The following is a 24,210-nucleotide window of genomic DNA, read 5'->3' as shown; positions in this document are numbered from 1 at the left end:
CGTGGAGATGGACATCAACCGGGAGCTGGACTCGGTGGCGCACCGGGTCGAGCAGACCAGGGCGGCCGCCGAGCGGCGGGGGATCGGTCCGGTCACCGGGCAGGCGAGCAGCGGTGACGGCGGGGTGCAGGTCACCGTGCGGCCGGGCGGGCTGCTGGCGGAGGTGGTGCTCACGCCGGGGGCGCTGCGGGTCGGCGCGGAGGCGCTGGCCGCGCAGATCACCGCGCTGGCGGGCCTGGCCACCCGGCGGGCGGGGGCGACCATGCACGCGACGCTGTCGCCCGTGCTCGGGCCCGGGGGCGAGCAGCAACTGGCGTCGCTGGGCTACCAGCCGATCGACGACGACGAGGACGAGGCGTACGACAGCCCGCTGGGTGCGCGCGAGCAGCGGAGGCTCCGGTGACCGGGCAGTGGTCGGGCGCCGGGCGCGAACCGGTCGAGCGCAGCACCCGGCAGCTCATCGAGGACGGCCGGGCCCGGCAGCAGGCGCTGGCGGGCGTGGACACCGTGCTGGAGCAGGTGCGCGGCACCGCGACCGACAACCACCAGAGCGTGCGGGTCACCGTCGACGGCCGGGGCAGGCTGGTCGAGCTGTGGCTGCGCCAGGACGCCGTGCGCTGGGGCGCCGACCAGCTCGGCAGGCTGATCGTGCTGGTCGCCGAGGCGGCGGTGGACCAGGCCACCCAGGCCGCCTACAACCGGCTGGCCCCGATCCTGGGCGACGACCTGACCTACGCCGTCGAGCAGCTCTCCGGCCGCCCCGCGCCCGCCCGGCGCGACACCGGGGGCATCACCGCCGAGGAGTTCCAGCGCAGGCGCGACGAGCGGCTGCGCCGGGCCGACGGCGAGGTCTCCCGCCGCGGGCCGGTTGTCGACGACGGCTTCGACCCGGACGACCCGCTCTCGTTCGACCTGTCCACGCTCCGGTCGGACCGGTGAACCCGCCCTGACCAGCGGCTGGACCCGGATTCGCCCGCGGCCGCGGCGGCCGGGGGCGGGCGGCGGCCCAGGTGGGCGGGCGGTTTCGCGGCCCGGAACCGGCGGTGTTCCGACCGCTGGGTGCCTGCGGAAGATCCGGACCCCGTAGGCTGCCGACCGGCGTGCGCGCGCGGGCACGCCGGCTGATGGCTTTGCGACCAGGAGGACCTCCAATGGCCCAGGACATCGTCCCGATCGAGCTGGGGTTGCCACAGGGTGACGTGGTCACGCTGTGGGCTCCGCGCTGGCGGGAAGACGGCGAGGAGTGGGAGGCGTTCCTCGGCCACGAGGACGACCTCTACGCCTTCCCCGACGCAGCGCACCTGGCCGCGTTCGTGCGGACCACCGAGGAGCACGACCTGTCCGACCACCCGGCCTGGCACCTGGTGCCCGCGCTGTCGGTGGCCGAGCTGATGCCCGACGAGGCGCACCAGTACGACCTGGTCGGCGTGCCGGAGCTGGTGGCGGAGGAGCCCGACACCTGGACGATCGGCGAGCTGGCCGACATCGTGGCGATCGTGCGCTCGCTGGCCGACGTGTGCGAGCTGGACGAGGTGCACGAGGTCCTCGGCGCCGCCGACGGCTTCGCCGTGCTCGACCAGGGCACGTTCCCGTTCACCGGGCGCGACGGCGAGCGGCTGTGGACCGACCTCGCCGAGACGATCTCCGAGCGCTGGGACGAGGTCCTCGACGCCCTCGACGCGGTGGTGGCGGTGCCGGAGGTCGACGGGTCCGCGCTGGAGAAGAGCGCCGAGGAACTGGTCGCCTTCCACGCGGACGCAGCCGAGGCCGCCGCCAAGGCCGCGGGCGACGACGACACCGACGAGGTGGACACCGACGACGAGGTCGCCGAGGCGGACACCGAGGAGGCCGGGGAGGACGTGCCGGTCGGCTTCTGGGCCGAGGTCGGCATCGACCCGATCAAGATCATCGCCGCCGGTTCGGAGTACTACACGCTGCGCTGCTACCTCGACGACGAGCCGGTCTTCCTGGGCAGCGACGGCAAGATCGACGTGGCCACCTCGCCGCGCGGGCTGGCCAAGTTCCTGGCCACCGAGGACCTGACCGACAACGACCTGACCGAGGTCTCCACCTGGGACGAGGTGGCCACCAAGGCCACCGACGGCAGCCTGGACCTCGAGGTCGACAGCGAGAACACCTACGTGCTCGCGGGCCTCGGCGAGGACCTGGGCGAGGGCGTCGACGCGGTGGACCCGGTGCAGCTCGACCTCGCCGTGGAACTGCTCACCGACGCCGCCGACTGGGCGGGCGACGACTCGGTGGGCGAGGCGCTCGGCCAGTCCGAGAGCCTGGGCTGGCTGGTCAGCTTCATCCTCGCCCCGGACCCGACCCGGATGGCGCCGAGCGCGCCCTTCGACGCCGAGTCCGCCGCCTGGAACAAGCTGGTCGAGACCTTCGAGGACCGCCTGACAGTCCACTAGCCACCAGCGGACGAGTGGCCCCGGTCGACGGACCGGGGCCACTGCCGTCTCCGGGGCCTACGGCGCCATCAGCGCGGCGTAGCCGGGCTTGACCACGTCCTCGATGATCGCCAGCCGCTCGTCGAAGCCGATGAACGCCGACTTCATCGCGTTGACCGTGAAGCGCTGCAGGTCAGCCCAGCCGAAGTCGAACTCGTCCACCAGCGCCCGCATCTCCGAGGTCATCGAGCAGCCGCTCATCAGCCGGTTGTCGGTGTTGACCGTCACCCGGAACCGCAGCCGCGCCAACAGCCCGATCGGGTGCTCCCCGATCGAGGGGGCGGCCCCGGTCTGCACGTTCGACGACGGGCACATCTCCAGCGGGATGCGCCGGTCGCGCACGTAGCTCGCCAGCCGCCCGAGCTGCACCGTGCCGTCCTCGGCCACCTTGATGTCGTCGACGATCCGCACCCCGTGCCCGAGCCGCTCGGCCCCGCAGTGCTGCAGCGCCTCCCAGATCGAGGGCAGCCCGAACGCCTCCCCGGCGTGGATGGTGAAGTGCGCGTTCTGCTGCCGCAGGTACTCGAACGCGTCGAGGTTGCGGGTGGGCGGGAACCCGGCCTCCGGGCCCGCGATGTCGAACCCGACGACCCCGCTGTCGCGGTAGCGCACGGCCAGCTCGGCGATCTCCAGCGACCGGGCGTTCTGCCGCATGGCGCACAGCAGCGTCCCGATCCGGATCGTCCGACCGGCCGCCGCGGCGCGGGCCTCCCCCTCGCGGAACCCGGCCTGCACCGCCTCCACGATGGCGTCGAGCCCGAGCCCCTTCTCGGTGCACAGCTCCGGCGCGTAGCGGACCTCGGCGTAGACCACGCCGTCGGCGGCGAGGTCCTCGGCGCACTCGGCGGCCACGCGCACGAGCGCGGCCTCGTCCTGGAGCACGCCGCAGGTGTGGGCGAACGTCTCCAGGTAGCGGACGAGGGAGCCGGAGTCGGCGGACTCCCGGAACCACGCGCCGAGCGCATCGGCGTCGGTGGTGGGGAGGTCGCGGTAGCCGGAGGCTTCGGCCAGGTCGATGACCGTGGCCGGGCGCAGACCGCCGTCGAGGTGGTCGTGCAGGAGGACCTTGGGTGCGCGGAGGAGGGCTTCCGGGGTCACCGGTGCCACGAGGGAGGTCGACATGGCCGTACGGTACTCGGCGGGGCGGGCCACCCGTTGGAGTAGCCGATCCGTCACGTAAGGTACGCCGGGGTCGCCGCATCCGCCGGCAGACTGTACGCCGAACGGTCCAACCACGCGTGTCTGGACCGACGAACCAGCGACGGGTGGTGTATGGACGCCTTCTGGGACTGGCTAGGCTCCCCAGGGTCTCCACAACATTCCCTCCCCAGGACGAAGGTCACCTCCGTGAACGAAAACAACCCCACGGTGTCGTTCGACCGGATGCGCAACATGCTCACGCGCGCGGCCGAGATCCGTGAGAGCGAACAGCAGCAGATCTTCGACGCCCTGGACGAGATCCACGCCAGGCTGTCGCCCCTGGAGTCGATCGGGTCGGTGCGCAAGCGCCTGTCCGAGATGCCCGACCGCACCGAGGTCAGCGTGCTGGCGGAGCGGCTGGACGAGGCGATGTCGAAGCTGGAGGCGCAGGACACGGCGATCGCGGCGATCGGGCGGGCCGTGGAGAGCATCGTGGACAAGCTGGCGACGCCGTTCGCGCAGCTCGACGGTCGGCTCGACGGGGTCGCGGGCCGCTTCGAGGGCGTGGCGGGCCGGATGGACGGCCTGGAGGACAAGCTCGCCAGCATCCACCGCCGCATCGACGAGCTGGACCACCACCTGGACAAGCAGGACGGCAAGATCGACCAGGTCCCCGGTTCGGTGCACGGCCCGGTCCGCGAGCGGATCGAGATCCTGGAGACCGCCCTGCGCGGCCGCATCGACGAGGTCGACGAGGGCGTGCACGAGCACCTCGACGGCACCAAGGACGCCCTGGCCCGCACGGTCACCGAGGCGGCGGACGCGGTCGTGGGCAAGGTCGACCTCACCACCGGCCGGGTCGACGCGGTGCACGGCAAGGTCACCGACTCCACCAACGCCCTGCACGGCCGCTTCACCGAGACCTCGGACTCGCTGCACGGCAAGCTGGACGCGGTCGCCACCGGCCTCGACGCCACCCGCGACGCCCTCGACACCTCTGTCGGCGAGTCCCGCGACGCGCTGCACGGCAAGCTCGACGAGGCCACCGGCGCCCTGCGCGAGGCGCTGCGCGAGACCAGGGAGACCGTCGACGCGAGCGAGCGCCTGGAGTCCCTGGCGCAGCGGCTGGAGACCGTCACCGCCCGGCTGGACGAGATGGCCACCCGCCTGGACACGGTGGAGGACGGCTTCACCGCGAAGCTGGGCGACCTCGGCGGCTCGATCGAGCGCGGCCTGACCAAGGTCGAGGGCACCCTGTCGCACCGCCCCGACTCCGACTTGGTGGAGTCCCTGGTGCGGCGCAGCAACGACGAGTCGGTCCGCCGCATCGGCGGCCACCTGGACGAGGCCATGGCCACCTTCGCGGAGCTGATGCTCGGCGGCGGCCAGCCCACCCCGCCCCCGCCCACCACCCTCCCCCGCCAGGGCAACCGCCGCCGCACCAACGGCAAGGGCCCGAAGTCGGCGGACAAGGTGCGCGACGAGAACAACGAGGAATCCGACATCGCCGCGGGCGCCTGACGCCCACCGGTCGAACGCGGAAGGCCCCACCTCGCACCGAGGTGGGGCCTTCCGCGTTCCGGCGGGTCCACGCGAGGACGACAACAGCCCCACCCGGCTCCAGAACCTACCCGGCGTACGGGCAAGAGCAGAGGAACCGGCTCAGGCCGACGGGCTCGGTGATGAACGGCGCGTACCGGGTGTCGTCGTCCAGGAACCGCTTGAGCCAGGACACCGCCAGCGCGCCGATCACCGGGTCCTCCCGGACGAACGTGAGGTGGTCGGCCCCGGTGACGTCGGCGAAGGCGCGTTCACGGGCACCGGTCATGCTGCTGTAGAACGGCAGCGAGTGCGCGCCCGCCGACGCGGTCTTGTCGGCGGTGCCCGCCACGACCAGCGTGGGCACCCTGATGCCCGACCAGTTCTTGATGAGGTTCCACGGCGCGAGCGGAACGGCGGCCTTGAGCGACGGCCGCTTGTAGGCCGCGTAGAGGGCCCCGCCGCCGCCCATCGAGTGCCCCATGACGCCGAGGCGGGTGGCGTCCAGGCGCTGCCTGACCTCGGTGGGTGACTGCTTGGTCAGGTAGTCCAAGGCCGCCAAGAGCTGCTTCCCGCGACTGGTCGGCTGGTCGTAGCGCGAATTGGTGGTGATGGTGATGACCACGAAACCCCGGGAGGCCAGTCGCGGTCCCAGCCAGGCCACCGACGCCTCGGGGCCGGTGTAGCCGGGGGAGATCGCCACCCCGGCGAAGGTGCCCTGCGTGGTGTCGTCCGGGTAGTAGATGGTGCCCTGGCCGAATCCGGTGACACTGGCGGGAACCGAATACGTGGAAAAGGCGAATGTGCCCTGCGGCGCCCGCACTGTTTCCGGTGTCGGGTCGGGTCCGCGCTGGTGGGGGTTGGCGGTGACGACCTGGGAGGTCTGCGCGGCACCGGCGTCCGGAATGGCGACGACGACGCCCGCACCGGCGATGGCCAGGGCCGCCGGAATCGCCACGGCGATCTTCTTGCTGATCCTCATGACTGTGGGACGTTACGACCGAGTTAGCGGATTGACACCCCTGGGGAAAGAAAACCCGTATCGAGGGAAGCGGCTACGTATGCGTACGCGCCCACGTGGTCACCTGGGTGCGGTTGCGCAGTCCGAGCTTGGCCAGGATGCGTTGCACGTGCGTGTCGGCCGTGCGGGTGGAGATCACCAGCTCGGCCGCGATCTCCCGGTTGGTCAGCCCCTCGGCGACCAGTTCGGCCACCTGCGCCTCGCGCCGGGTGAGGGTGCCCGCGAGCCGCGGCGGCGCGCTCTCCCCCAGTGCGAACGGTCGGACCTCGTCGACCGGCAGCGCGTGCCCGTGGGCGTGGGCGGTGGCGAACCGCTGCTCGCCGAGGGCCGCGGTCGCCTCGGCGACGTGCGCGGTGTGCGGGCCCGCCAGCGACGCGGCCCGGCGCGGGGAGACGCCGACCAGCTCCCACAGGGTGGCCGCCGCGCCGAACAGTTCCGCCGCGCGCTCCGGGGCGCCGGAGCGGACCGCGACCCAGGCCAGCGCCTCCACGTGGTGCGCGCTGCCGAACAGGTTGTGGATGCCTGCGTCGGCGCGCAGCCCGGCGCGGCAGGCGCGCTCGGCGGCGGCGACGTCGCCGTGGAGCACTTCGACGACGGCCGTGCCGTAGTGGGCCATGCTCAGGTGGAAGGCGTCGTCGGCCAAGGCGACCGCCCGGTGCAGCACGCGCCTGCCGCCGTCGAGGTCGCCCCCGACCGCGGAGCACACGCCCAGGATGAACATCGGGTGCATGGCGCGGCGGACGTCGTCGCCGACCCGCTCGACCACGGCCGCCGCCCGGCGCCCGGCCTCGGCGAAGTCGCCGCCGAGCATGGCAGCCAGCGACCGGACGAACGCGGCGAAGTCGGTGTCGCCCGCCTCGGCCAGCCGGGCCGCGGTGGTGGCGGTGTCGTGGTGCCACAGGGCCGCCAGCGCGGCCACGCCCGCGGCGTGCGCCCGCTCCGGTCCCGACCCGGGAACGGCGGTGAGGGCGCGGTCGAGCCAGCGGCGCAGCTCGGACACCGAACCGCGCAGGGTCCAGTACTCCTCGACCCTGGCGGCCATCCGCAGCGCCACCGGGGCCTCCCCCGGTTCGGTCAGCGACCACTCCAGGGCGGCCCGCAGGTTGGCGTGCTCGGCGCGCAGCGCGGCCACCCACCGCGCCTGCCGGGGGCCCGCCCAGTCCGCTTCGGCCGCGGCGGTCAGCCGGTCGTAGACGTCGCGGTGCCTGCGCGAGACCGCCGACAGCTCCCCGGCGGCCTCCAGTTCCTCCCGGCCGAACTCGCGGAGGGTTTCCAGCATCCGGTAGCGGACGTCGCCCCCGGTGTCCTCGCGCAGCAGCACCGACTTGTCCAGCAGGCCGTCGAGCAGCCCCAGCACGGTCGCCTCGGTGCCCAGGTCGGCGCAGACCGCGGCGGCGGCGGGCAGGTCGAACGAGCCCGCGAACACCGACACCCGCGCCCACAGCGCCCGCTCGGCGCCGGTGCACAGGTCGTGGCTCCACTCGATGGTGGCGCGCAGGGTGTGCTGGCGGTCGGGCACGCCGCGGGTGGTGGAGGTGAGCAGCCGGTGGTCGAGCCGGTCGAGGATCTGCCGGGGCGCCAGCGAGCGGACCCGGGCGGCGGCCAGCTCGATCGCCAGCGGCAGCCCGTCGAGCCGGGCGCACAGCCGGGCGACGTCGGCGGCGTTGTCGGCGGTGAGCGCGAAGCCCCGGTCGGCGCGGTCGACGAACAGCCGCACGCCGTCGTAGGAGAGCGGGTCGCAGGAGAGCGGGTCGTGGGCCTGCGGGTCGGCGGTGCCGGGTTCGGCGGGCACCGGCAGCGGCGGCACCGGGAACACCCGCTCCCCCGGCACGCCGAGCGACTGCCTGCCGGTGGCGAGCACGACCACGCCGGGGCAGGTGGCCAGCACGGCGTGGGCGAACCGGGCCGCGGCGTCGACGAGGTGTTCGCAGTTGTCCAACAGCAGCAGCACGTCGCTGCCCGCCAGGTGGTGCAGCACGGTGCGGGTCGCGTCCTGCCCTGGCCGGTCGTGCAGCCCGAACGCGCCCGCGACCGCGGCGGGCAGCAGGTCGGGGTCGCGCACGTCGGCGAGCGCGACGAAGACGGGGTCGTCCGACCTGGCCACCGCGAGCGCGAGCCGGGTCTTGCCGACCCCGCCCGGCCCGGTCAGCGTCACCAGGCGGGCCTCGTCGAGCAGCCGCCGGACGGCGGCGGTCTCCGCGGCGCGGCCGAGGAAGCTGGTCAGCTCGACGGGCGGCACCCGACCACGCTAACCCCGCACGACCTCCAGGACCAGCGGGCCGCGGGCGGGTGCGGAGTCCGCCACGGACACCGCGCCCGCCAGGGCGGCGAGCGCGCCCGGGACCGCCTGCGGGGTGTCGGTGTGCAGCTCCAGCAGGGGTTCCCCCTCGACGACCGGGTCGCCGGGCTTGGCCAGGCACAGGATTCCGGCGGCGGCCTGCACCGGGTCCTCCTTGCGCGCCCGCCCGGCCCCGAGCCGCCACGCGGCGACACCCACGGCGTAGGCGTCGAGCCCGGTGAGCACACCGGTGGCGGGCGCGGGCACCACGTGGACGTGCCCGGGCGTCGGCAGCGGCGCGTCCGGGTCGCCGCCCTGGGCCCGGATCATCCGCGCCCACACCTCGTAGGCCCGCCCGGACGCCAACACCGCCGCCGGGTCCACTTCGGACAGACCGGCCAGTGCCAGCATCTCCCGGGCCAGCGCCACCGTCAGCTCGACGACGTCCGCGGGTCCGCCGCCGCGCAGCACCTCCACCGACTCGGCGACCTCGACGGCGTTGCCCACCGCGCGCCCCAGCGGCACGGACATGTCGGTCAGCAGCGCGGAGGTCCGCAACCCCCGCGACACCCCGATCCCCACCAGTGCCCTGGCCAGCGCCCGCGCGTCGTCCACGGTCTTCATGAACGCCCCGGACCCGAACTTCACGTCGAGCACCAGCGCGTCCGCGCCCTCGGCGATCTTCTTGCTCATGATGGAACCGGCGATCAGCGGGATCGACTCGACGGTGCCGGTGACGTCGCGCAGCGCGTAGAGCTTGCGGTCGGCGGGCGCCAGGTCCTCGGTCGCCGCGCACACCACCGCGCCGACGTCGGCGAGCTGCGCCAGGATCTCGGCGGTGCTGAGCCGGGCGCGCCAGCCGGGGACGGCCTCCAGCTTGTCCAGGGTCCCGCCGGTGTGCCCGAGGCCGCGCCCGGAAAGCTGCGGCACCGCCGCCCCGCAGGCCGCGACCAGCGGCGCCAGCGGCAGCGTGATCTTGTCCCCCACCCCGCCGGTGGAGTGCTTGTCGACGGTCGGCCGGTCGGTGCGCAGGTCCAGCACCTCGCCGGAGTCGACCATCGCGGCGGTCCACCTGGCGGTCTCGTCGGTGTCCATGCCGTTGAGGTAGACGGCCATGGCCAGCGCGGACATCTGCTCCTCGGCCACCACCCCTCGGGTGTAGGCGTCCACCACCCAGTCCACCTGGGCGTCGGTGAGCCGCAGCCCGTCCCGCTTGGCCCGGATGACCTCCACCGCACTGAACGGCTCCATCGGCGTCCCCTTCCGTCGGGGTCACGGTAGCGCTCAAAAGCGCGCATCCCCGTCCCCCCGCCGTGCGCGACCCTGCAACGATGCGGCTCATCGGCGACCCCACCACCCTGGCGCTGGAGCTGTCGCCACCGGACGAGGGCGACACCGGCCTGCGCGCCGTCCGCGTGTTCGTCTGCGGGACCCTGGTGACCGACCAGAGCACCCAGGCCTACGTCCCCCAGTTGCTCCGGTCGCTGCACGCGGACACCCTGCGCGCCAGGGCCACCCCCGAGACCCCGGACGCCCGCCTCACCGGCACCCCGGAATCGGTGTTCCGGACCCTCCTGAGCGGTTCACCCGCCCTCACCGGCCTCGACCACTGCCGGGCCTCGGCCACCGCCCGCTTCCTAGACTGGGGCAGCCCCACCGACCACCTCCTGGCCTACCTGGTCCCCGGCCCGCGCCTGCTCTGCGCGCGCAGGGAGGGCGGTCGCATCCTGGCGACCGCCCTCCCCAAGCACCGGCTCATCACGACCCTGACCGACGCCGCGCGGGACCTGGAGACCAACTACACCGTCTTCCGGGACCGCACCCGCACCTAGGCGGGCAACTGCGCCGGTCCGAAGGCGTCCGGCAGGACCTCCGACATGGGCAGCGGCCCGCGCGGGGTGTCCACCAGGCACTCGGCGCCGCCCAGCTCGTGGATGATCTGCCGACACCGACCGCACGGCATCAGCAGCTCACCGGCGCCGCTGCGGCAGGCGACGGCCACGAACCGGCCGCCGCCGGTCAGCGCGAGCTGACCGGCCAAGGCGCACTCGGCGCACAGGCCCACCCCGTACGCCGCGTTCTCCACGTTGCAGCCGGTGATCAGCCGCCCGTCGGACACGATCGCCGCGGCCCCGACCCGCAGGCCCGAGTACGGGCAGTACGCCAGTGCGGCGGCGGAGACGGCGGCGGCGCGGAGCGCTTCCCAGTCGACAGTCACTTGCCTTGGCCCTTCCGGTACGGCTCACCGGCCATCCGCGGCGGCCGGAGCCGCTGCGACGCCAGTCCGAGGACCAACAGGGTAACCACGTACGGCGCGGCGCCGACGAGTTCGGCCGGGACCTCGTCGCTGGCGAAGTACCAGTAGCCGAACAGCACGCCCAGCGCCGCGGCCACCGCCGAGAGCACGTGGTGCCCGGAGCGGTACTGCACGACCGCCACCACGACCAGCGCGATGCCCAGCAGCAGCAGCAACGCGTGCACCGCCGCGGACCCGCGCAGCGCCAGCGCGTCGGTGTAGCCGAACAGCGTCGCGCCGGTGGCCAGGCCGCCCGGCCGCCAGTTGCCGAAGATCATCGCGGCGAGGCCGATGAAGCCGCGGCCACCGGTCTGCCCGTCGCGGAACTGCCCCGAGCTGACCGCCAGGAAGGCGCCGCCGAGCCCGGCGAAGCCGCCGGAGGCGATGACCGCGAGGTACTTGTACCGGTAGACGTTGACACCCAGCGACTCCGCCGCGGTGGGCGCCTCGCCGCAGGAGCGCAGGCGCAGGCCGAACGGGGTGCGCCAGAGGACCCAGCCGGACCAGACGATGAGCAGCGCCGCCAGGACCGTCAGCAGCGACACCTCCGTCACCAGGCCGCGCAGCACGCCCGCGACGTCGGAGACGAAGAACCAGTGCTTGCCCTCGACGGTGCCCAACACGTCCGACAGGCCGGGGACGGTGACCTTGGGCGCGTCGGCGATGCGCGGGGACTGCTTCTGGCCGCCGCCGGGGGCGTCGGCGAAGTACAGCTTGGACAGGAACAGCGCGGCACCCGGGGCCAGCAGGTTGATCGCCACACCGGAGATGATGTGGTCGACGCCGAAGCTGACCGTGGCGACCGCGTGCAGCAGGCCGCCGACGACGCCGAGGAGCAGGCCGAACGCCACCGCGGCCCACGGGCCCCACTGGTACCCGGCGTACCCGGCGCCGAAGGTGCCCAGCACCATCATGCCCTCGAGGCCGATGTTGACCACGCCGCCGCGCTCGGCCCACATGCCCGCCAGCGCGGCCATGGCCAGCGGGACCGCCGCGGTGAGCGCGGCCTGCACGGTGCCGCTGGAGGTCAGGTCGGTGGCGCCCGCGAGCACGCGCACCGCCGAGAGCACCAGCACGGCGGCCACGGCGATCAGGAAGTACACCCACGGCGCGATCTTCCTGGCGCGCCTGACGGGCGACGCGTGCCGCGCGCCCGTGCTCAATCCGGCGGTCATGCGGACGCCTCCTCGGCGGTCTTGGTCCGGCCCAGGGCCGTGCCGACGTCGCGCTGCTCGGCGCGGACCCGGTAGCGGCGCACCAGCTCGTAGGCGACGACGACCGACAGCACGATGACGCCCTGCATGATGCCGACGATCTCGCGCGGCACCCCGGCGACGTCGAGGGAGTTGGACGAGTTGTCCAGGAAGCCCCACAGCAGCGCGGCGAGCGCCATGCCGACGGGGTGGTTGCGGCCGAGCAGGGCGACCGCGATGCCGATGAAGCCGATGCCCGGTGGGAAGTCCAGCGAGTAGGAGTACGACGACCCGAGAAGCTGCGGCATCCCGACCAGGCCCGCGACCGCCCCGGAGAGCAGCATCGACACCAGGACCATCTTCTTCACGCTGACCCCGCTGGCCACCGCCGCCGACTCCGACAGGCCGGTGGCCTTGAGCTCGAAGCCGAAGCGGGTCCTGGCGAGCACGAACCAGTAGCCGAACCCGACCAGCGCCGCCAGGAACACCAGCCCGAACAGTTGCGACGAGGAACCGGGGATCTCCAGGCCCGCGACCTGCCCGCCCCCGTCGATCGGCCGGGTGCCGACGTTGTTGGAGCCCGGCCGGTCCTCGGCGAGCCGGGCCGGGTTGAGCAGGTAGGACACCAGGTAGGTGGCGATGGCGTTGAGCATGATCGTGGAGATGACCTCGCTGACGCCGCGGGTGACCTTGAGCAGCGCGGCCACCCCCGCCCAGCCCGCGCCGACCAGCATGGCCGCCACGACGGTCATCGCGACCCGCAGGAACGACGGCAGCCCCTCCATGAAGGTGGCGCCCGCCAGCGCGGCCGAGAGCATCGCGGCGAGCCGGTACTGCCCGTCGACGCCGATGTTGAACAGCTTCATCTTGAAGCCGATCGCCACCGCCACCGCCGCCAGGTAGTAGGTGGTGGCGCTGTTGAGCGAGTTGACGAAGGTGCGCGGGCGCTGCGCGGCCGACACCATGGCGTCCACGGTGTCCAGCGGCGAGTGCCCGGTGACGCCGAGGATCACCGCGCAGACCAGCACGGCGAACGCGAGCGCGCCGAGGGGGGCGGCGAGCCCCAGCAGCAGCGAGCGGGGTGAGAACCTGCCCATCAGTCTTCCCTCCCGGCGCCGGTCATCGCGGAGCCGAGCTGCTCCGGGGTCACGGTGGACGGGTCGTAGTCGGCGACGAGCCTGCCGCGCAGGATCACCGCGAGGGTGTCGGACATGCCGATCAGCTCGTCGAGGTCGGCGGAGATCAGCAGCACCGCCAGGTGCTCGGCGCGGGCGCGGCGGATGTGCTCCCAGATGGCCGCCTGCGCGCCGACGTCGACCCCCCGGGTGGGGTGCGAGGCGATCAGCAGTACCGGGTCGGCGCTCATCTCCCGGCCGACGATCAGCTTCTGCTGGTTGCCGCCGGACAGCGCGGAGGCGTGCACGCCGATGCCGGGGGTGCGCACGTCGTAGTCGCGCACGATCCGCTCGGTGTCGGCCTTGGCGCCCTTGAGGTCGAGCAGCGCGCCGCGGGAGCTGGGCCTGCGGGTCTGGTGGCCCAGCACCCGGTTCTCCCACAGCGTGGCCTCCAGCAGCACGCCCTGGCGGTGGCGGTCCTCCGGCACGTAGCCGATGCCCGCCTCGCGCCGGTGCCTGGTGGAGGCCCTGGTGATGTTCTCCCCGCCGAGGCGCACGGTGCCCGCGGTGGGGGTGCGGATGCCCATCAGCGCCTCGACCAGCTCGGCCTGCCCGTTGCCCTCGACGCCCGCGATGCCCAGGACCTCGCCCGCGTGGATGGTGAAGGACAGGCCGTCGAGCACGGTGCGGCCGTCGGCGCCGGTGACGGTCAGGCCGGTCACGGTCAGCACCGGGCGGTCGGTGACGGTGGAGTCGCGCAGCTCGGGGACGGGCAGCGCGCTGCCGACCATCAGCTCGGCGAGCTGCCGGGAGGTCACCTCGCGTGGGGAGACGCTGGCGACGGTGGTGCCCCGGCGCATGACGGTGATGTCGTCGGCGACCGAGAGCACCTCGTCGAGCTTGTGCGAGATGAACACGATGGTCAGGCCCTCGGCCTTGAGCTCGCGCAGGTTGCCGAACAGCTCGTCGACCTCCTGCGGCACCAGGACGGCGGTCGGCTCGTCCAGGATCAGCGTGCGCGCGCCGCGGTAGAGGACCTTGAGGATCTCCACCCGCTGCCGCTCGCCGACGCCGAGGTCGTCGACGACCCGGTCGGGGTCCACGTTGAGGCTGTAGGCGGCGGAGATCTCCCTGATCCGCTCGCGCGCGGCCCTGAAGTCCAGCCGGACCCCGGCCCTGGGCTCGCTGCCCAGGACCACGTTCTCCAGCACGGTCAGGTTGTCGGCCAGCATGAAGTGCTGGTGCACCATGCCGATGCCCGCCTTGATCGCGTCGGCGGGCGAGCCGAACGCGGTGGGGACCCCGCCGATGCGGATCTGCCCCTCGTCCGGCTGCTGCATCCCGTACAGGATCTTCATCAGGGTGGACTTGCCCGCGCCGTTCTCACCGACCAGGGCGTGCACGGTGCCCGCCCTGACGGTGATGTTGACGTCGGAGTTCGCTGTCACGCCCGGGAAGCGCTTGGTGATCCCGGACAGCTCGACCGCCGGGGCGGGTTCGCCGCCCGCTGCTGGTTCGGTGGGCACGGGGGAATCCTTTGTCGGTGGACGGTGGGGAGCCGAAAACGCGGGGACGGACCCGGGCGCGATGCCCGGGTCCGTCCGCACGAACCGGTGTCGAGGTCGCCCGCTACTTGGTGGAGGAGACCTTGATCTCGCCGGACGAGATCTTGGCCTTGTAGTCGTCGATCTGGGCCTTGATGTCGTCGACCTTGCCGCCGGAGGTGGAGTAGTCGACGCCACCGGCCTTGAGGTCGTAGACCTTCTCACCGGCGGTGAACTTGCCGTCCTTCACCGAGACGATGAAGTCGTAGACCGCGGTGTCGACCTTCTTGATCATGGAGGTCATGATCACGTCCTTGACCTCGGCCAGCGCCGGGAGGTTGTACTGGTCGGAGTCGACGCCGATGCCCAGCTTGCCCTTGGCCTTGGCTGCCTTGAAGACGCCGTTGCCGGAACCTCCCGCGGCGGCGTAGACGACGTCCACGCCCGCGTCGAACATGCCGTTCGCCGCGGTCTCGCCCTTGGCCGGGTCGTTGAAGCCGGTGAAGTCCGGCGGCTGGGTCAGGTACTTGACCTCGACCGTGGCGTCCGGCTTGGCGGCCTTGGCGCCCGCGGTGAAGCCGACCTCGAACTTCTGGATCAGCGGGGTGTTCACACCGCCGACGAAGCCGAGCTTGCCCGTCGTGCTCTTGAGCGCGGCGGCCACGCCGACCAGGAAGGAGCCCTCCTGCTCGGCGAACACCAGGTTCTCGATGTTGGCGCCCTTGGCGTCCGTGCTGTCGATCAGCGCGAACTTCACCTCGGCGTAGTCGGGCGCGACCTTGGCGAGGGCGGTGGCGTAGGCGTAGCCCACGGCGATGACGGTGGTGTAGCCGCCCTCGGCGAGCTGGCGCAGCCGGTCTTCCTTCTGCGCGTCGGTCTCGCCCGCGGCGGCCTCGAGCTCCTTGATGTCGACGCCGAACTCGGACTTGGCCTTGTCGAGGCCGCGCGCCGCGGAGTCGTTGAAGGACTGGTCGCCCCGGCCGCCGATGTCGTAGGCCAGGCCGATCTTGAGCTCGGACGCGGGTGTGCTCGCCTGGGTGCCGCCACCGGAGCCGGTCCCCGAGTCGGAGCCCCCGCACGCGGTCAGGCCGAGCCCCAGCGCGAGTGCGCCCGCGGCGAGCCGAAGTCCTCGCATTCGACGCAAGGCTTTCTCCTTCCGAATACACGCGCCCGGCGGTGGCCGAGCGCGATGGTTCCGCAGGAACGTACTCCCCGGTACCGGCAGGGCCTATGCGAACGCGAGGGCGTAACCCAATCGTTGATTCATCGGAGCGGGCTGTGGCCGAATGTACCCATCCGCTCACTCGATCGAGTGGAAGTACGGGGTGGACCTGCGGGAACCCCTATCAGTCGTCAGTGGACCGCAAGGGGTTTCCCCCTACTCGCGAGTAGGTACAGCGATTCACCCGAAGTGATTACTCGTGCGAGTAAAGCGGTTCGGTCACGAAGGGGTTTCGGACCCGCCGGGTCACCATGACCGTCGTCACACCGAGGGGCCGCACACGCCCTGGGCCTGCGTGTCTTGTCCGTCACAGACCCCGGCGGCGGGTTGGGTGGGTTCCGCCGGACGGGTCTAGCATCCTGTGGGTCAAGGCCCGTTTACGTGTTGTCTTCCGCTCGGGCCCGTAGTCCACCAGCGACGTTGGAGGCCCTCCACCGATGACCGACTCGGCCATGGCTACCGAGCAGGTAGTGGCGCGCGGGTCCCGCAGCAACGGGACGCTCTACCGGGGAGACCCGGGCATGTGGTCATGGGTTGCCCACCGCATCACCGGGGTCCTGACCTTCTTCTTCCTGTTCGCGCACGTGCTCGACACCGCCCTGGTGCGGGTGTCGCCGAACGCGTACGACCAGGTCATCGAGACCTACAAGAGCCCGATCGTGAACCTGCTGGAGGTCGGCCTGGTGGGCGCGGTGCTCTACCACGCCCTCAACGGCATCCGGGTCATGCTCGTGGACTTCTGGGCCAAGGGCCCGAAGTACCAGAAGCCGATGCTCTGGACGCTCCTGGTCGTCTGGGTCCTGGTGATGGTCCCCGGCGCCTACTTCATGATGGTGCGCACGGTGTCCGAGATGTTCGGGGGAAGCTGACCATGACGCTCGCACTGGACAAGCCCCGCTCCCCGCGCCGCCCCGCGGCCCGGCGCAGCAACTTCGAACTGGCCAGTTGGCTGTTCATGCGCATCTCGGGCATCGCGCTGATCGTGCTGGTGCTCGGGCACCTGTTCATCATGAACATCCTCGACGGCGGCGTGCACCGGATCAACTTCGCCTTTGTCGCCGGCCGCTGGTCGAGCCCGTTCTGGCAGCTCTGGGACCTGTCGATGCTCTGGCTGGCCGAGATCCACGGCGGCAACGGCCTGCGCACGGTCATCAACGACTACGCGCGCAAGGACACCACCCGGTTCTGGCTCAAGGTCATGCTGTACGTCTCCATGGTGCTGATCCTGGCCCTGGGCACCTACGTCATCTTCACCTTCGACGCCACCATCCCCGCCGACTGATCGCCACCACCACCCACTGTCTGGTTCCTGCCGGGAAGAAGCGGTTACGACATGCAGTTCCACAAATACGACGTGGTGATCGTCGGAGCCGGCGGCGCCGGTATGCGCGCGGCCATCGAGTCGGGCTCGCGGGCCCGCACGGCGGTGCTCACCAAGCTCTACCCGACCCGGTCGCACACCGGCGCGGCCCAGGGCGGCATGTGCGCCGCGCTGGCCAACGTCGAGGAGGACAACTGGGAGTGGCACACCTTCGACACGATCAAGGGCGGTGACTACCTGGTCGACCAGGACGCCGCCGAGATCATGGCGAAGGAGGCCATCGACGCCGTCCTCGACCTGGAGAAGATGGGCCTGCCGTTCAACCGGACGCCCGAGGGCCGCATCGACCAGCGCCGCTTCGGCGGGCACACCCGCAACCACGGCGAGGCCGCCGTGCGCCGGGCCTGCTACGCCGCGGACCGCACCGGCCACATGATCCTGCAGACGCTGTACCAGAACTGCGTCAAGCAGGGCATCGAGTTCTTCAACGAGTTCTATGTCCTCGACATCTGCATGACCGAGACGGAGAACGGCCCGGTCTGCACCGGCGCGGTCGCCTACGAGCTGGCCACCGGCGAGATCCACGTGTTCCAGGCCAAGGCCGTCGTGTTCGCCACCGGCGGTTTCGGCAAGGTCTTCAAGACCACCTCGAACGCGCACACCCTGACCGGCGACGGCATGGGCATCATCTTCCGCAAGGGCCTGCCGCTGGAGGACATGGAGTTCTACCAGTTCCACCCGACCGGCCTGGCGGGCCTGGGCATCCTGCTCACCGAGGGCGCCCGCGGCGAGGGCGCGATCCTGCGCAACGCCTCCGGCGAGCGGTTCATGGAGCGCTACGCCCCCACCATCAAGGACCTCGCCCCGCGCGACATCGTCGCCCGGTCGATGGCCCTGGAGGTGCTGGAGGGCCGCGGCGCCGGTCCGAACAAGGACTACGTGCTGCTCGACTGCACCCACCTGGGCGCGGAGGTCCTGGAGACCAAGTTGCCCGACATCACCGAGTTCGCCCGCACCTACCTGGCGGTCGACCCGGTGACCGAGCCGGTCCCGGTGTACCCGACGGCGCACTACGCCATGGGCGGCATCCCGACGAACATCCACGGCGAAGCGCTGCGCGACAACGACAACGTCGTCCCCGGCCTGTACGCGGCGGGCGAGTGCGCGTGCGTGTCGGTGCACGGCGCGAACCGGCTGGGCACCAACTCGCTGCTGGACATCAACGTGTTCGGCCGCCGGGCGGGCATCGCCGCCGCCGAGTACGCGGTGGGCCGCGAGCACGTGGAGCTGCCGGAGAACCCCACCACGGTGGTCGAGGATCAGCTCGCGCTGCTGCTGTCGGAGCACGGCAAGGAGCGGGTGGCCGACATCCGCACCGAGCTGCAGGCCACGATGGACGCCAACGCGTCGGTGTACCGGACCGAGGAAACCCTCAAGACGGCCCTGCACGACGTGCAGGCCCTCAAGGACCGGTACGCGCACATCACCGTGCAGGACAAGGGCAAGCGGTTCAACACCGACCTGCTGGAGGCCGTGGAACTGGGCTTCCTGCTGGAGCTGGCCGAGTGCCTGGTCGTCGGCGCCCTGGAGCGCAAGGAGTCCCGCGGCGGCCACGCCCGCGAGGACTACCCCAACCGCGACGACACGAACTACATGCGCCACAGCATGTTCTACAAGCAGGGCGACGGGCTCAAGGGCGACATCCGGCTCGACTACAAGCCCGTGACCTTCACCCGGTACAAGCCGATGGAGCGCAAGTACTGATGACTGCCACCGTTTCCGAGGAGAAGGCGGGCTCCCGCGGCGACCTGCCCCCGGTGCCCGACGGCGCCGTGACCGTCACCCTCAAGATCCTGCGCTTCAACGCCGAGGTCGACTCCGAGCCGCGCTGGGAGTCGTTCAACGTCCCGGCGCTGCCCACCGACCGCGTGCTGAACCTGCTGCACTACGTCAAGTGGTACGTCGACGGCACGCTGACGTTCCGCCGCTCGTGCGCGCACGGCATCTGCGGCTCGGACGCGATGCAGATCAACGGCGTGAACCGCCTCGGCTGCAAGGTCCTGGTCAAGGACCTGATGTCGGGCGGCGGCAAGCCGACCACGATCACCGTCGCCCCGATCAAGGGTCTCCCGGTCCACAAGGACCTCCTGGTCGACATGGAACCGTTCATGGAGGCGTTCAAGGCGGTCAAGCCGTTCCTGATCACCTACGGGAACGAGCCCACCCGCGAGCGCATCCAGTCGGCCCACGACCGCGAGCGCTTCGACGACACCACCAAGTGCATCCTGTGCGCCTGCTGCACCACCTCGTGCCCGGTCTTCTGGAACGAGGGCAGCTACTTCGGCCCCGCGGCCATCGTCAACGCCCACCGCTTCATCTTCGACTCCCGCGACGAGGGCGCCGAAGAGCGACTGGACATCCTGAACGACGCCGAGGGCGTCTGGCGCTGCCGCACCACGTTCAACTGCACCGACGCCTGCCCGCGTGGCATCCAGGTCACCAAGGCGATCCAAGAGGTCAAGCGGGCCCTGCTCTTCCGCCGCTGACCCGCTCCACCCCGGTTCACCCGAGGCCGCGCTCCGCCCGCCAGGCGAGCGCGGCCTCGACCCTTTCCCGGGTGTCGGTGAGCACCCCGGTGTGCACGGCCCGACCCATGCTCACCAGCCGGTATTCCTCGGCAAGCGAATACTCTGGCTCACCATTCGCATTCAGCATCGACACCGTCACCTCGAAAATTTCCATGTCCCCCCGATGATCAACCAATCGGGTGGTCGCCCAGGCCCCCATCCGCTCGATCATCCCGGTAACCTGAGGATCGGACAGGTCATTCGCGTCCACGACGACTTCCTCGAACGCGACGTCCACCCACCGGTCCCGGGCCCCCACCCCAGGCCCCACCCGACACAGGACATATCCAAGCCGCATGATGCCTCCACATTCTATGCTTTCATGCAGCATAGAACTGGCGTCTCGACGCTGGCAACAGTTGGCAACAGAGTCACCCGAAGGAGGGTCCGGTGCCCAAGCCCCGCCCCAAACCCCAAGCACGCGGACTGGCCACCGGCCTCCGAGCCGCACGAAAGGCCACCGACCTCACCTCGACGGCCGTGGGCACCCAACTCGGCTGGTCCCAGTCCACGGTGAGCCGCATCGAAACGGGCAAGCGCAACGCCAGCCCCGACGAAGTGATCGCCATGCTGGCCCTCTACGGCGTGAAGGGCCCCGAGCGCGAACGCCTGCTCTCCATGGCCAGGGACGCGGACCGGTCAACCTGGCTGGAAACCCACCAGGACCGCATCACCAACCAGGCCGTCACCCTGACCGAGTACGAGTCGGAAGCAGTCGAACTCACGCTGTTCCAGTTGGTCCTCATCCCGGGCCTGCTCCAGACCGTGTCCTACACCCGCGCCATGATGAACGCGGGCGGCGTATCGGCGGCCAACATCGAACCCCGAGTCCAGCAGCGCGCGGACCGCCAACGGGTGCTCGACACCGCCAACCCGCCACAGGTGCTGGCCATCATCGACGAGGCCGTGCTGCACCGCCGCATCGGCGGCAAACGGGTCATGGCCGAGCAACTCCGCCACCTGCTCACCATGGCCGACCGCCCCAACATCGACCTGCGGGTGATCCCGTTCGACCACGGCGGCCACTCCGGCATCAACGGCGCCTTCTTCCTCGCCCGATTCGAGAAGGACCGCCCGATCGTGCACGTCGAAAATCTCCGATCCGGCCTCTTCCTCGATGATCCCGCAGACGTGGGACCATACGAAGTGGCGATTGCCAGCATGACCGCGATCGCCCTCGACCCCTCCGCATCAGCGGAAATGGTCGAGGAAGCACTGGGGCGCTACGAACGGAGTGAATAAACGCATGATCGAAAGCACCGGCACCTGGCGCAAATCCAGCTACAGCGGCACCGAGTCCGACTGCGTCGAACTGGCCTGGGCCGACACCTCGCTGCTCGTCCGCGACTCCAAGCACCCCGAGGGCCCCACCCTCGAACTCCCTACCCCCACCCTGATCGCCTTCGCCCAGCGCACCCGCTGACCAAGCGACCCACCGCGTTCGCAACGCGGAGAAGGCCGTGGGTCCCCCACGGCCTTCTCCGCTGTCACGCCTGCTTCTCCTGCGCGGCGACGATCGCCGCCAGCTTCTCCTGGATCAGCGCCTCAGCGGCGGCCTTGTCCACCCCGAGCCCGCTCAGCACCCCGTCGCCCGCCTCGAACTCCAGCAGGGCCAGCAGGATGTGCTCGGTGCCCACGTAGTTGTGCCCGAGCCGCAGGGCTTCCCGGAAGGTCAGTTCCAGCGCCTTCTTCGCCCCGCCGTCGAACGGGATCAGGGCTCCCACCTCCTCGGCCTGGCCAGGCAGCACGGCCACCGCCGCCTCCCGCACCTGCTCCGGCGTGATCCCCTGGGCCACGATCGCCGCCGCGCCCAGTCCCTCCGGCTCGGCCAGCAGCCCGAGCACCAGGTGGGCGGGCACGATCTGGTCGTTCCCGTGCTCCTTGGCCGCGTTCTGCGCGGTCACCACCACGTTGCGCGCCCGGGGGGTGAACCGCTTGAACCCCTCGTTCGGGTCCATCCCCTCCTCGTCCCCCTTGGGCACGAACCGCTTCTGCGCCGCCTGCCTGGTCACCCCCATGCTCTTGCCGATTTCGGTCCACGACGCCCCGGAGCGCCGCGCCTGGTCCACGAAGTGGCCGATGAGGTGGTCGGCCACCTCCCCGAGGTGGTCCGCCGTCATCACGGCGGTGGAGAGCTGTTCCAGCACCTCCGGGTGCACCTTCTTGATCGAGTCGATCAGTTCGTCGAGCCGGATCGAGGCCTTCACTGGTTCCGTCATGTCGTCAACCCTAGGTTGACACTCCCCTATCTGTCAACCTTGAGTTGACACCACTCTATCGAGTGGACTGCCACCGTTCCCCAGATCGAACAGAGGGCAGCCGCCAGACTCGATCGCGACTCGACGGAGGGACGCTCGATGGGCTGGTGGAACCAACCGCGTGACAGCGCGGGACGGTGGACGAAGGGCGGCGCGGGGGTCGTGGTCATCGGCGCGGCGGGTGCCCTGGTCCTCAGCGGCGGAACGGGCGCGGGCGTCGGTGGGCTGGGCACCGAGGCCGCCGGAGCGGCTGACAGCGTGTCCGTGCAGGCCCGCAACAGCAGCCGCAAGACCAAGTCCGACAGCGAGTGGAAGCGCCTGCGGCTGCGCAAGGTCCGCGAAGACGTCGAGAACGCCCTGGACTGCGCCGCCAACTCCTACGGCCAGGTCCGGGACTTCTTCCTGCGCAACCCCTGCAAGTCCCTGGACCGCACGCTGATCACCCTCGCCGACCCGTCCGGCGGCACCTTCGTCGTCTCGGTCTCCTGGGTGCGGATGCGGGCCAAGAACGACGTGCGGCCCCTGAAGGACCTCATCGATACCGACGGCACCGGCAGCGTCCACGCGCTCGGTTGGCCCTTGCTCAAGTCCCGGGGCGTCCGCTTCACCGGCACGCCGTTCCGCTCCCGCCCCACCGGCGACCACCTCGTCATCGCCGAGGGCGCCGTGGTCTCGGGTCACCCGGACCAGGCGCTCTACACCGCGTCCGTCGAAGCGGCGGCCCTGCTGCCCGCCTAGGCGCTAGCTGTTGTTGGCCGCCATGCGGGCCTTGCGGGCGGCCTTGGCGCGCTGGTTGCGCAACCACATGACCGCCGCACCCAGGATCGCCACGCCCGCCAGCGCCACCAGCGGCACGCCGTAGTTGCCGAACGCCGACCGGTCGGCGTCGGCGGTCGCCGAGGCGGCGGTGGTGCCCTCGGGGGCCGAGTCGGCCGGGTTGTCGGTCTCCAGGCCGCCCTCCGGCTTCGGCTGGGCCTCGGGGGCCTTGTCGACGAGCTTGCCCACCGGCTCGGACTTCTCCTCCAGCAGGGCGAAGCCGTAGTCCAGGAGCTGGCTCGCCTGGTTGGGGAGCGGGTCCGGGTTCAGCTCGCCGCGCAGCAGCACGACCGCGAGGCGGTGGCCGTCGCGCTCGGCGGCGCCGAGGTAGGTGTGGCGGGCGTCGTCGGTGAAGCCGGTCTTGCCGCCGAGGAAGCCCTGGTACCTGCCCAGGAGGCGGTTGTCGTTGTTGACCTTGAAGGCGGGCTTGTTGCCGTAGCCGGGGAAGTCGATCGTCCTGGTGGCGACCGCCTCGGCGAACTCCTTGTGCTTCATGGCCGCGCGGAAGACCAGGCTCAGGTCGTAGGCGGAGGTGCTCATCCCGGGGCCGTCGAGGCCGGAGGGGGTGGCCGCGCGGGTGTCGAGGGCGCCCAGCTCCTCGGCGAGGGAGTTCATCTTCTCCAGCGCCTCGTCGACGCCGCCGAGCTTGACCGCGAGGGCGTGCGCCGCGTCGTTGCCGGAGCGCATGAGGAGGGCGAACAGCAACTGGCGGACCGTGTACTGCCCGCCGGGGCCGATGCCGACCTTGGTGCCCTCCTGGTCGGCGTCGGCCTGGGTGCCGACGACGACCTCGTCGAGCCGCAGGTTGCGGATGACCACGACCCCCAGCAGCGCCTTGATCAGTGACGCGGGCCGCTCGCGGGCGTGCGGGTCCTTGGCGGCGATGACGTCGCCGGTGCTGAGGTCGGCGAGGACCCAGGACGCGGCGGTCACGTTGCCGGGCATGGCCGTCTTGGCGCCCGCCGGGAACACCAGGCCGCACTCGCCCATCCGCGTGCCGCCCACCGGTTCGGCGGGCACCGGCAGCGGCGGCGGGGTGGTCTCGCCGGGCTTGGGTTCCTCGGAGGTGTCGATCGGCGCGGGTGGCCGGTCGTGGTTGGAGCACTGGGCGCTGCTGGTCTGCGCCGTCGGGGTGGCCTGGCCCTCGGTGGTCTGCTGGACCTTCCGGGGGCTGCGGGTGGACGCGGAGGCCCCCGGCGTCGCCATCAGCGCCGCCAGCACCAGGGCGCAGAGCGTCACGAGGAGAGCGGGCACGGACCTGCGGGCTGCGGAGCGCACACGAGCAGATTAAGGCCTGTCACGATCCGGGCACGATCCGGCCCGCTCCCCGCCCGCCAGGTGGTGCCGTCCGCGCTGGGTACCGGGGGTGTGAAGATGTCGC

At 71.5% G+C, this 24,210-nt stretch carries 24 protein-coding genes; 12 read left to right on the top strand and 12 right to left on the bottom strand.

The annotated features are described in order from the left end of the window. The first annotated feature begins 7 nt into the window (after window positions 1-7). From DFQ13_RS09665 to DFQ13_RS09655, 3 genes are all read left to right on the top strand, one after another. Window positions 8-403: a YbaB/EbfC family DNA-binding protein gene (locus DFQ13_RS09665; protein ID WP_324608976.1), complete on the top strand. Its 396-nt coding sequence runs from the start codon at window positions 8-10 to the stop codon at window positions 401-403. Next, window positions 400-939: a YbaB/EbfC family nucleoid-associated protein gene (locus DFQ13_RS09660; RefSeq protein WP_052021378.1), complete on the top strand. Its 540-nt coding sequence runs from the start codon at window positions 400-402 to the stop codon at window positions 937-939. Before DFQ13_RS09665 ends, DFQ13_RS09660 begins: the two co-directional genes overlap by 4 nt. 212 nt (window positions 940-1,151) lie before the next feature. Then, window positions 1,152-2,420 (top strand): primosomal protein, encoded by a 1,269-nt coding sequence (locus DFQ13_RS09655; RefSeq protein ID WP_110079531.1) that lies wholly within the window; start codon window positions 1,152-1,154, stop codon window positions 2,418-2,420. Window positions 2,421-2,477: 57 nt separating this feature from the next. Here DFQ13_RS09655 and DFQ13_RS09650 read toward each other — a convergent pair whose 3' ends face one another. Next, entirely contained in the window at window positions 2,478-3,581 is a 1,104-nt protein-coding gene (locus DFQ13_RS09650) for an adenosine deaminase (RefSeq protein WP_035284695.1), read from the bottom strand. Window positions 3,582-3,842: 261 nt separating this feature from the next. Here DFQ13_RS09650 and DFQ13_RS09645 point away from each other — a divergent pair, with 261 nt between their 5' ends. Further along, a complete protein-coding gene (locus DFQ13_RS09645; protein ID WP_110079719.1) occupies window positions 3,843-5,120 on the top strand; it encodes an apolipoprotein A1/A4/E domain-containing protein in 1,278 nt (425 codons plus the stop codon). 106 nt (window positions 5,121-5,226) lie between these two features. On the opposite strand, the gene DFQ13_RS09640 is transcribed toward DFQ13_RS09645, so the two are convergent. From DFQ13_RS09640 to DFQ13_RS09630, 3 genes are all read right to left on the bottom strand, one after another. Beyond that, window positions 5,227-6,120, bottom strand: a complete 894-nt coding sequence (locus DFQ13_RS09640; protein WP_035284691.1) for an alpha/beta hydrolase family protein — start codon at window positions 6,118-6,120, stop codon at window positions 5,227-5,229. A gap of 73 nt (window positions 6,121-6,193) precedes the next feature. Next, complete coding sequence (locus tag DFQ13_RS35770) at window positions 6,194-8,398, bottom strand: ATP-binding protein (RefSeq protein ID WP_035284689.1); 2,205 nt, start codon at window positions 8,396-8,398, stop codon at window positions 6,194-6,196. A 9-nt stretch (window positions 8,399-8,407) separates the two neighbouring features. Next, window positions 8,408-9,688, bottom strand: coding sequence for a thymidine phosphorylase (locus DFQ13_RS09630; protein ID WP_035284688.1), 1,281 nt, complete (start codon window positions 9,686-9,688; stop codon window positions 8,408-8,410). A gap of 80 nt (window positions 9,689-9,768) precedes the next feature. Here DFQ13_RS09630 and DFQ13_RS09625 point away from each other — a divergent pair, with 80 nt between their 5' ends. After that, on the top strand, window positions 9,769-10,269 hold the full coding sequence (locus tag DFQ13_RS09625; protein WP_110079530.1) for a hypothetical protein: 501 nt from the start codon (window positions 9,769-9,771) through the stop codon (window positions 10,267-10,269). Here DFQ13_RS09625 and DFQ13_RS09620 read toward each other — a convergent pair. The 5 genes from DFQ13_RS09620 to DFQ13_RS09600 form a co-directional block, all read right to left on the bottom strand. Then, a complete protein-coding gene (locus DFQ13_RS09620; RefSeq protein ID WP_035284685.1) occupies window positions 10,266-10,655 on the bottom strand; it encodes a cytidine deaminase in 390 nt (129 codons plus the stop codon). The genes DFQ13_RS09625 and DFQ13_RS09620 overlap by 4 nt on opposite strands. Beyond that, window positions 10,652-11,908: an ABC transporter permease gene (locus tag DFQ13_RS09615; protein ID WP_110079529.1), complete on the bottom strand. Its 1,257-nt coding sequence runs from the start codon at window positions 11,906-11,908 to the stop codon at window positions 10,652-10,654. Before DFQ13_RS09615 ends, DFQ13_RS09620 begins: the two co-directional genes overlap by 4 nt. Further along, entirely contained in the window at window positions 11,905-13,023 is a 1,119-nt protein-coding gene (locus DFQ13_RS09610; RefSeq protein WP_110079528.1) for an ABC transporter permease, read from the bottom strand. The genes DFQ13_RS09615 and DFQ13_RS09610 overlap by 4 nt, the downstream gene beginning before the upstream one ends. Next, the gene (locus DFQ13_RS09605; RefSeq protein ID WP_035284680.1) at window positions 13,023-14,567 is read right to left on the bottom strand and encodes an ABC transporter ATP-binding protein; all 1,545 of its coding nucleotides are present in this window, start codon (window positions 14,565-14,567) and stop codon (window positions 13,023-13,025) included. Before DFQ13_RS09605 ends, DFQ13_RS09610 begins: the two co-directional genes overlap by 1 nt. A gap of 103 nt (window positions 14,568-14,670) precedes the next feature. Next, entirely contained in the window at window positions 14,671-15,720 is a 1,050-nt protein-coding gene (locus DFQ13_RS09600; RefSeq protein WP_110079527.1) for a BMP family lipoprotein, read from the bottom strand. A gap of 524 nt (window positions 15,721-16,244) precedes the next feature. Here DFQ13_RS09600 and sdhC point away from each other — a divergent pair. The 4 genes from sdhC to DFQ13_RS09580 are packed head-to-tail and all read left to right on the top strand — an operon-like array spanning window position 16,245 to window position 19,674. Beyond that, window positions 16,245-16,676: a succinate dehydrogenase, cytochrome b556 subunit gene (gene sdhC, locus DFQ13_RS09595; RefSeq protein WP_063935971.1), complete on the top strand. Its 432-nt coding sequence runs from the start codon at window positions 16,245-16,247 to the stop codon at window positions 16,674-16,676. 2 nt (window positions 16,677-16,678) lie between these two features. Further along, window positions 16,679-17,089, top strand: coding sequence for a succinate dehydrogenase hydrophobic membrane anchor subunit (locus tag DFQ13_RS09590; RefSeq protein ID WP_035284676.1), 411 nt, complete (start codon window positions 16,679-16,681; stop codon window positions 17,087-17,089). Window positions 17,090-17,140: 51 nt separating this feature from the next. Further along, complete coding sequence (sdhA, locus tag DFQ13_RS09585; RefSeq protein WP_110079526.1) at window positions 17,141-18,892, top strand: succinate dehydrogenase flavoprotein subunit; 1,752 nt, start codon at window positions 17,141-17,143, stop codon at window positions 18,890-18,892. Next, window positions 18,892-19,674, top strand: a complete 783-nt coding sequence (locus tag DFQ13_RS09580) for a succinate dehydrogenase iron-sulfur subunit (RefSeq protein ID WP_035284674.1) — start codon at window positions 18,892-18,894, stop codon at window positions 19,672-19,674. Before sdhA ends, DFQ13_RS09580 begins: the two co-directional genes overlap by 1 nt. A 16-nt stretch (window positions 19,675-19,690) precedes the next feature. Here the strand turns inward: DFQ13_RS09580 and DFQ13_RS09575 are convergent, their stop codons facing one another. Further along, window positions 19,691-19,993, bottom strand: a complete 303-nt coding sequence (locus tag DFQ13_RS09575; RefSeq protein ID WP_146241183.1) for a hypothetical protein — start codon at window positions 19,991-19,993, stop codon at window positions 19,691-19,693. Between the two features lie 152 nt (window positions 19,994-20,145). Here DFQ13_RS09575 and DFQ13_RS09570 point away from each other — a divergent pair, with 152 nt between their 5' ends. Both DFQ13_RS09570 and DFQ13_RS09565 read left to right on the top strand, forming a co-directional pair. Beyond that, a complete protein-coding gene (locus DFQ13_RS09570) occupies window positions 20,146-20,997 on the top strand; it encodes a helix-turn-helix domain-containing protein (RefSeq protein ID WP_110079524.1) in 852 nt (283 codons plus the stop codon). Between the two features lie 4 nt (window positions 20,998-21,001). Beyond that, window positions 21,002-21,178 (top strand): DUF397 domain-containing protein, encoded by a 177-nt coding sequence (locus DFQ13_RS09565; protein ID WP_110079523.1) that lies wholly within the window; start codon window positions 21,002-21,004, stop codon window positions 21,176-21,178. A gap of 64 nt (window positions 21,179-21,242) precedes the next feature. Here DFQ13_RS09565 and DFQ13_RS09560 read toward each other — a convergent pair whose 3' ends face one another. Further along, entirely contained in the window at window positions 21,243-21,974 is a 732-nt protein-coding gene (locus DFQ13_RS09560; protein ID WP_110079522.1) for a Clp protease N-terminal domain-containing protein, read from the bottom strand. 138 nt (window positions 21,975-22,112) lie between these two features. Here DFQ13_RS09560 and DFQ13_RS09555 point away from each other — a divergent pair, with 138 nt between their 5' ends. Continuing rightward, a complete protein-coding gene (locus DFQ13_RS09555; RefSeq protein ID WP_110079521.1) occupies window positions 22,113-22,751 on the top strand; it encodes a hypothetical protein in 639 nt (212 codons plus the stop codon). Between the two features lie 3 nt (window positions 22,752-22,754). Here the strand turns inward: DFQ13_RS09555 and DFQ13_RS09550 are convergent, their stop codons facing one another. Then, a complete protein-coding gene (locus DFQ13_RS09550; protein WP_233438333.1) occupies window positions 22,755-24,107 on the bottom strand; it encodes a D-alanyl-D-alanine carboxypeptidase family protein in 1,353 nt (450 codons plus the stop codon). Between the last annotated feature and the right edge of the window lie 103 nt (window positions 24,108-24,210).

It is taken from the genome of Actinokineospora spheciospongiae, assembly GCF_003182415.1.
Taxonomy (GTDB): domain Bacteria; phylum Actinomycetota; class Actinomycetes; order Mycobacteriales; family Pseudonocardiaceae; genus Actinokineospora; species Actinokineospora spheciospongiae.
The sequence above is the reverse complement of the archived record's forward strand: the minus strand, read 5'-3'. Positions and strand labels throughout refer to the sequence as shown.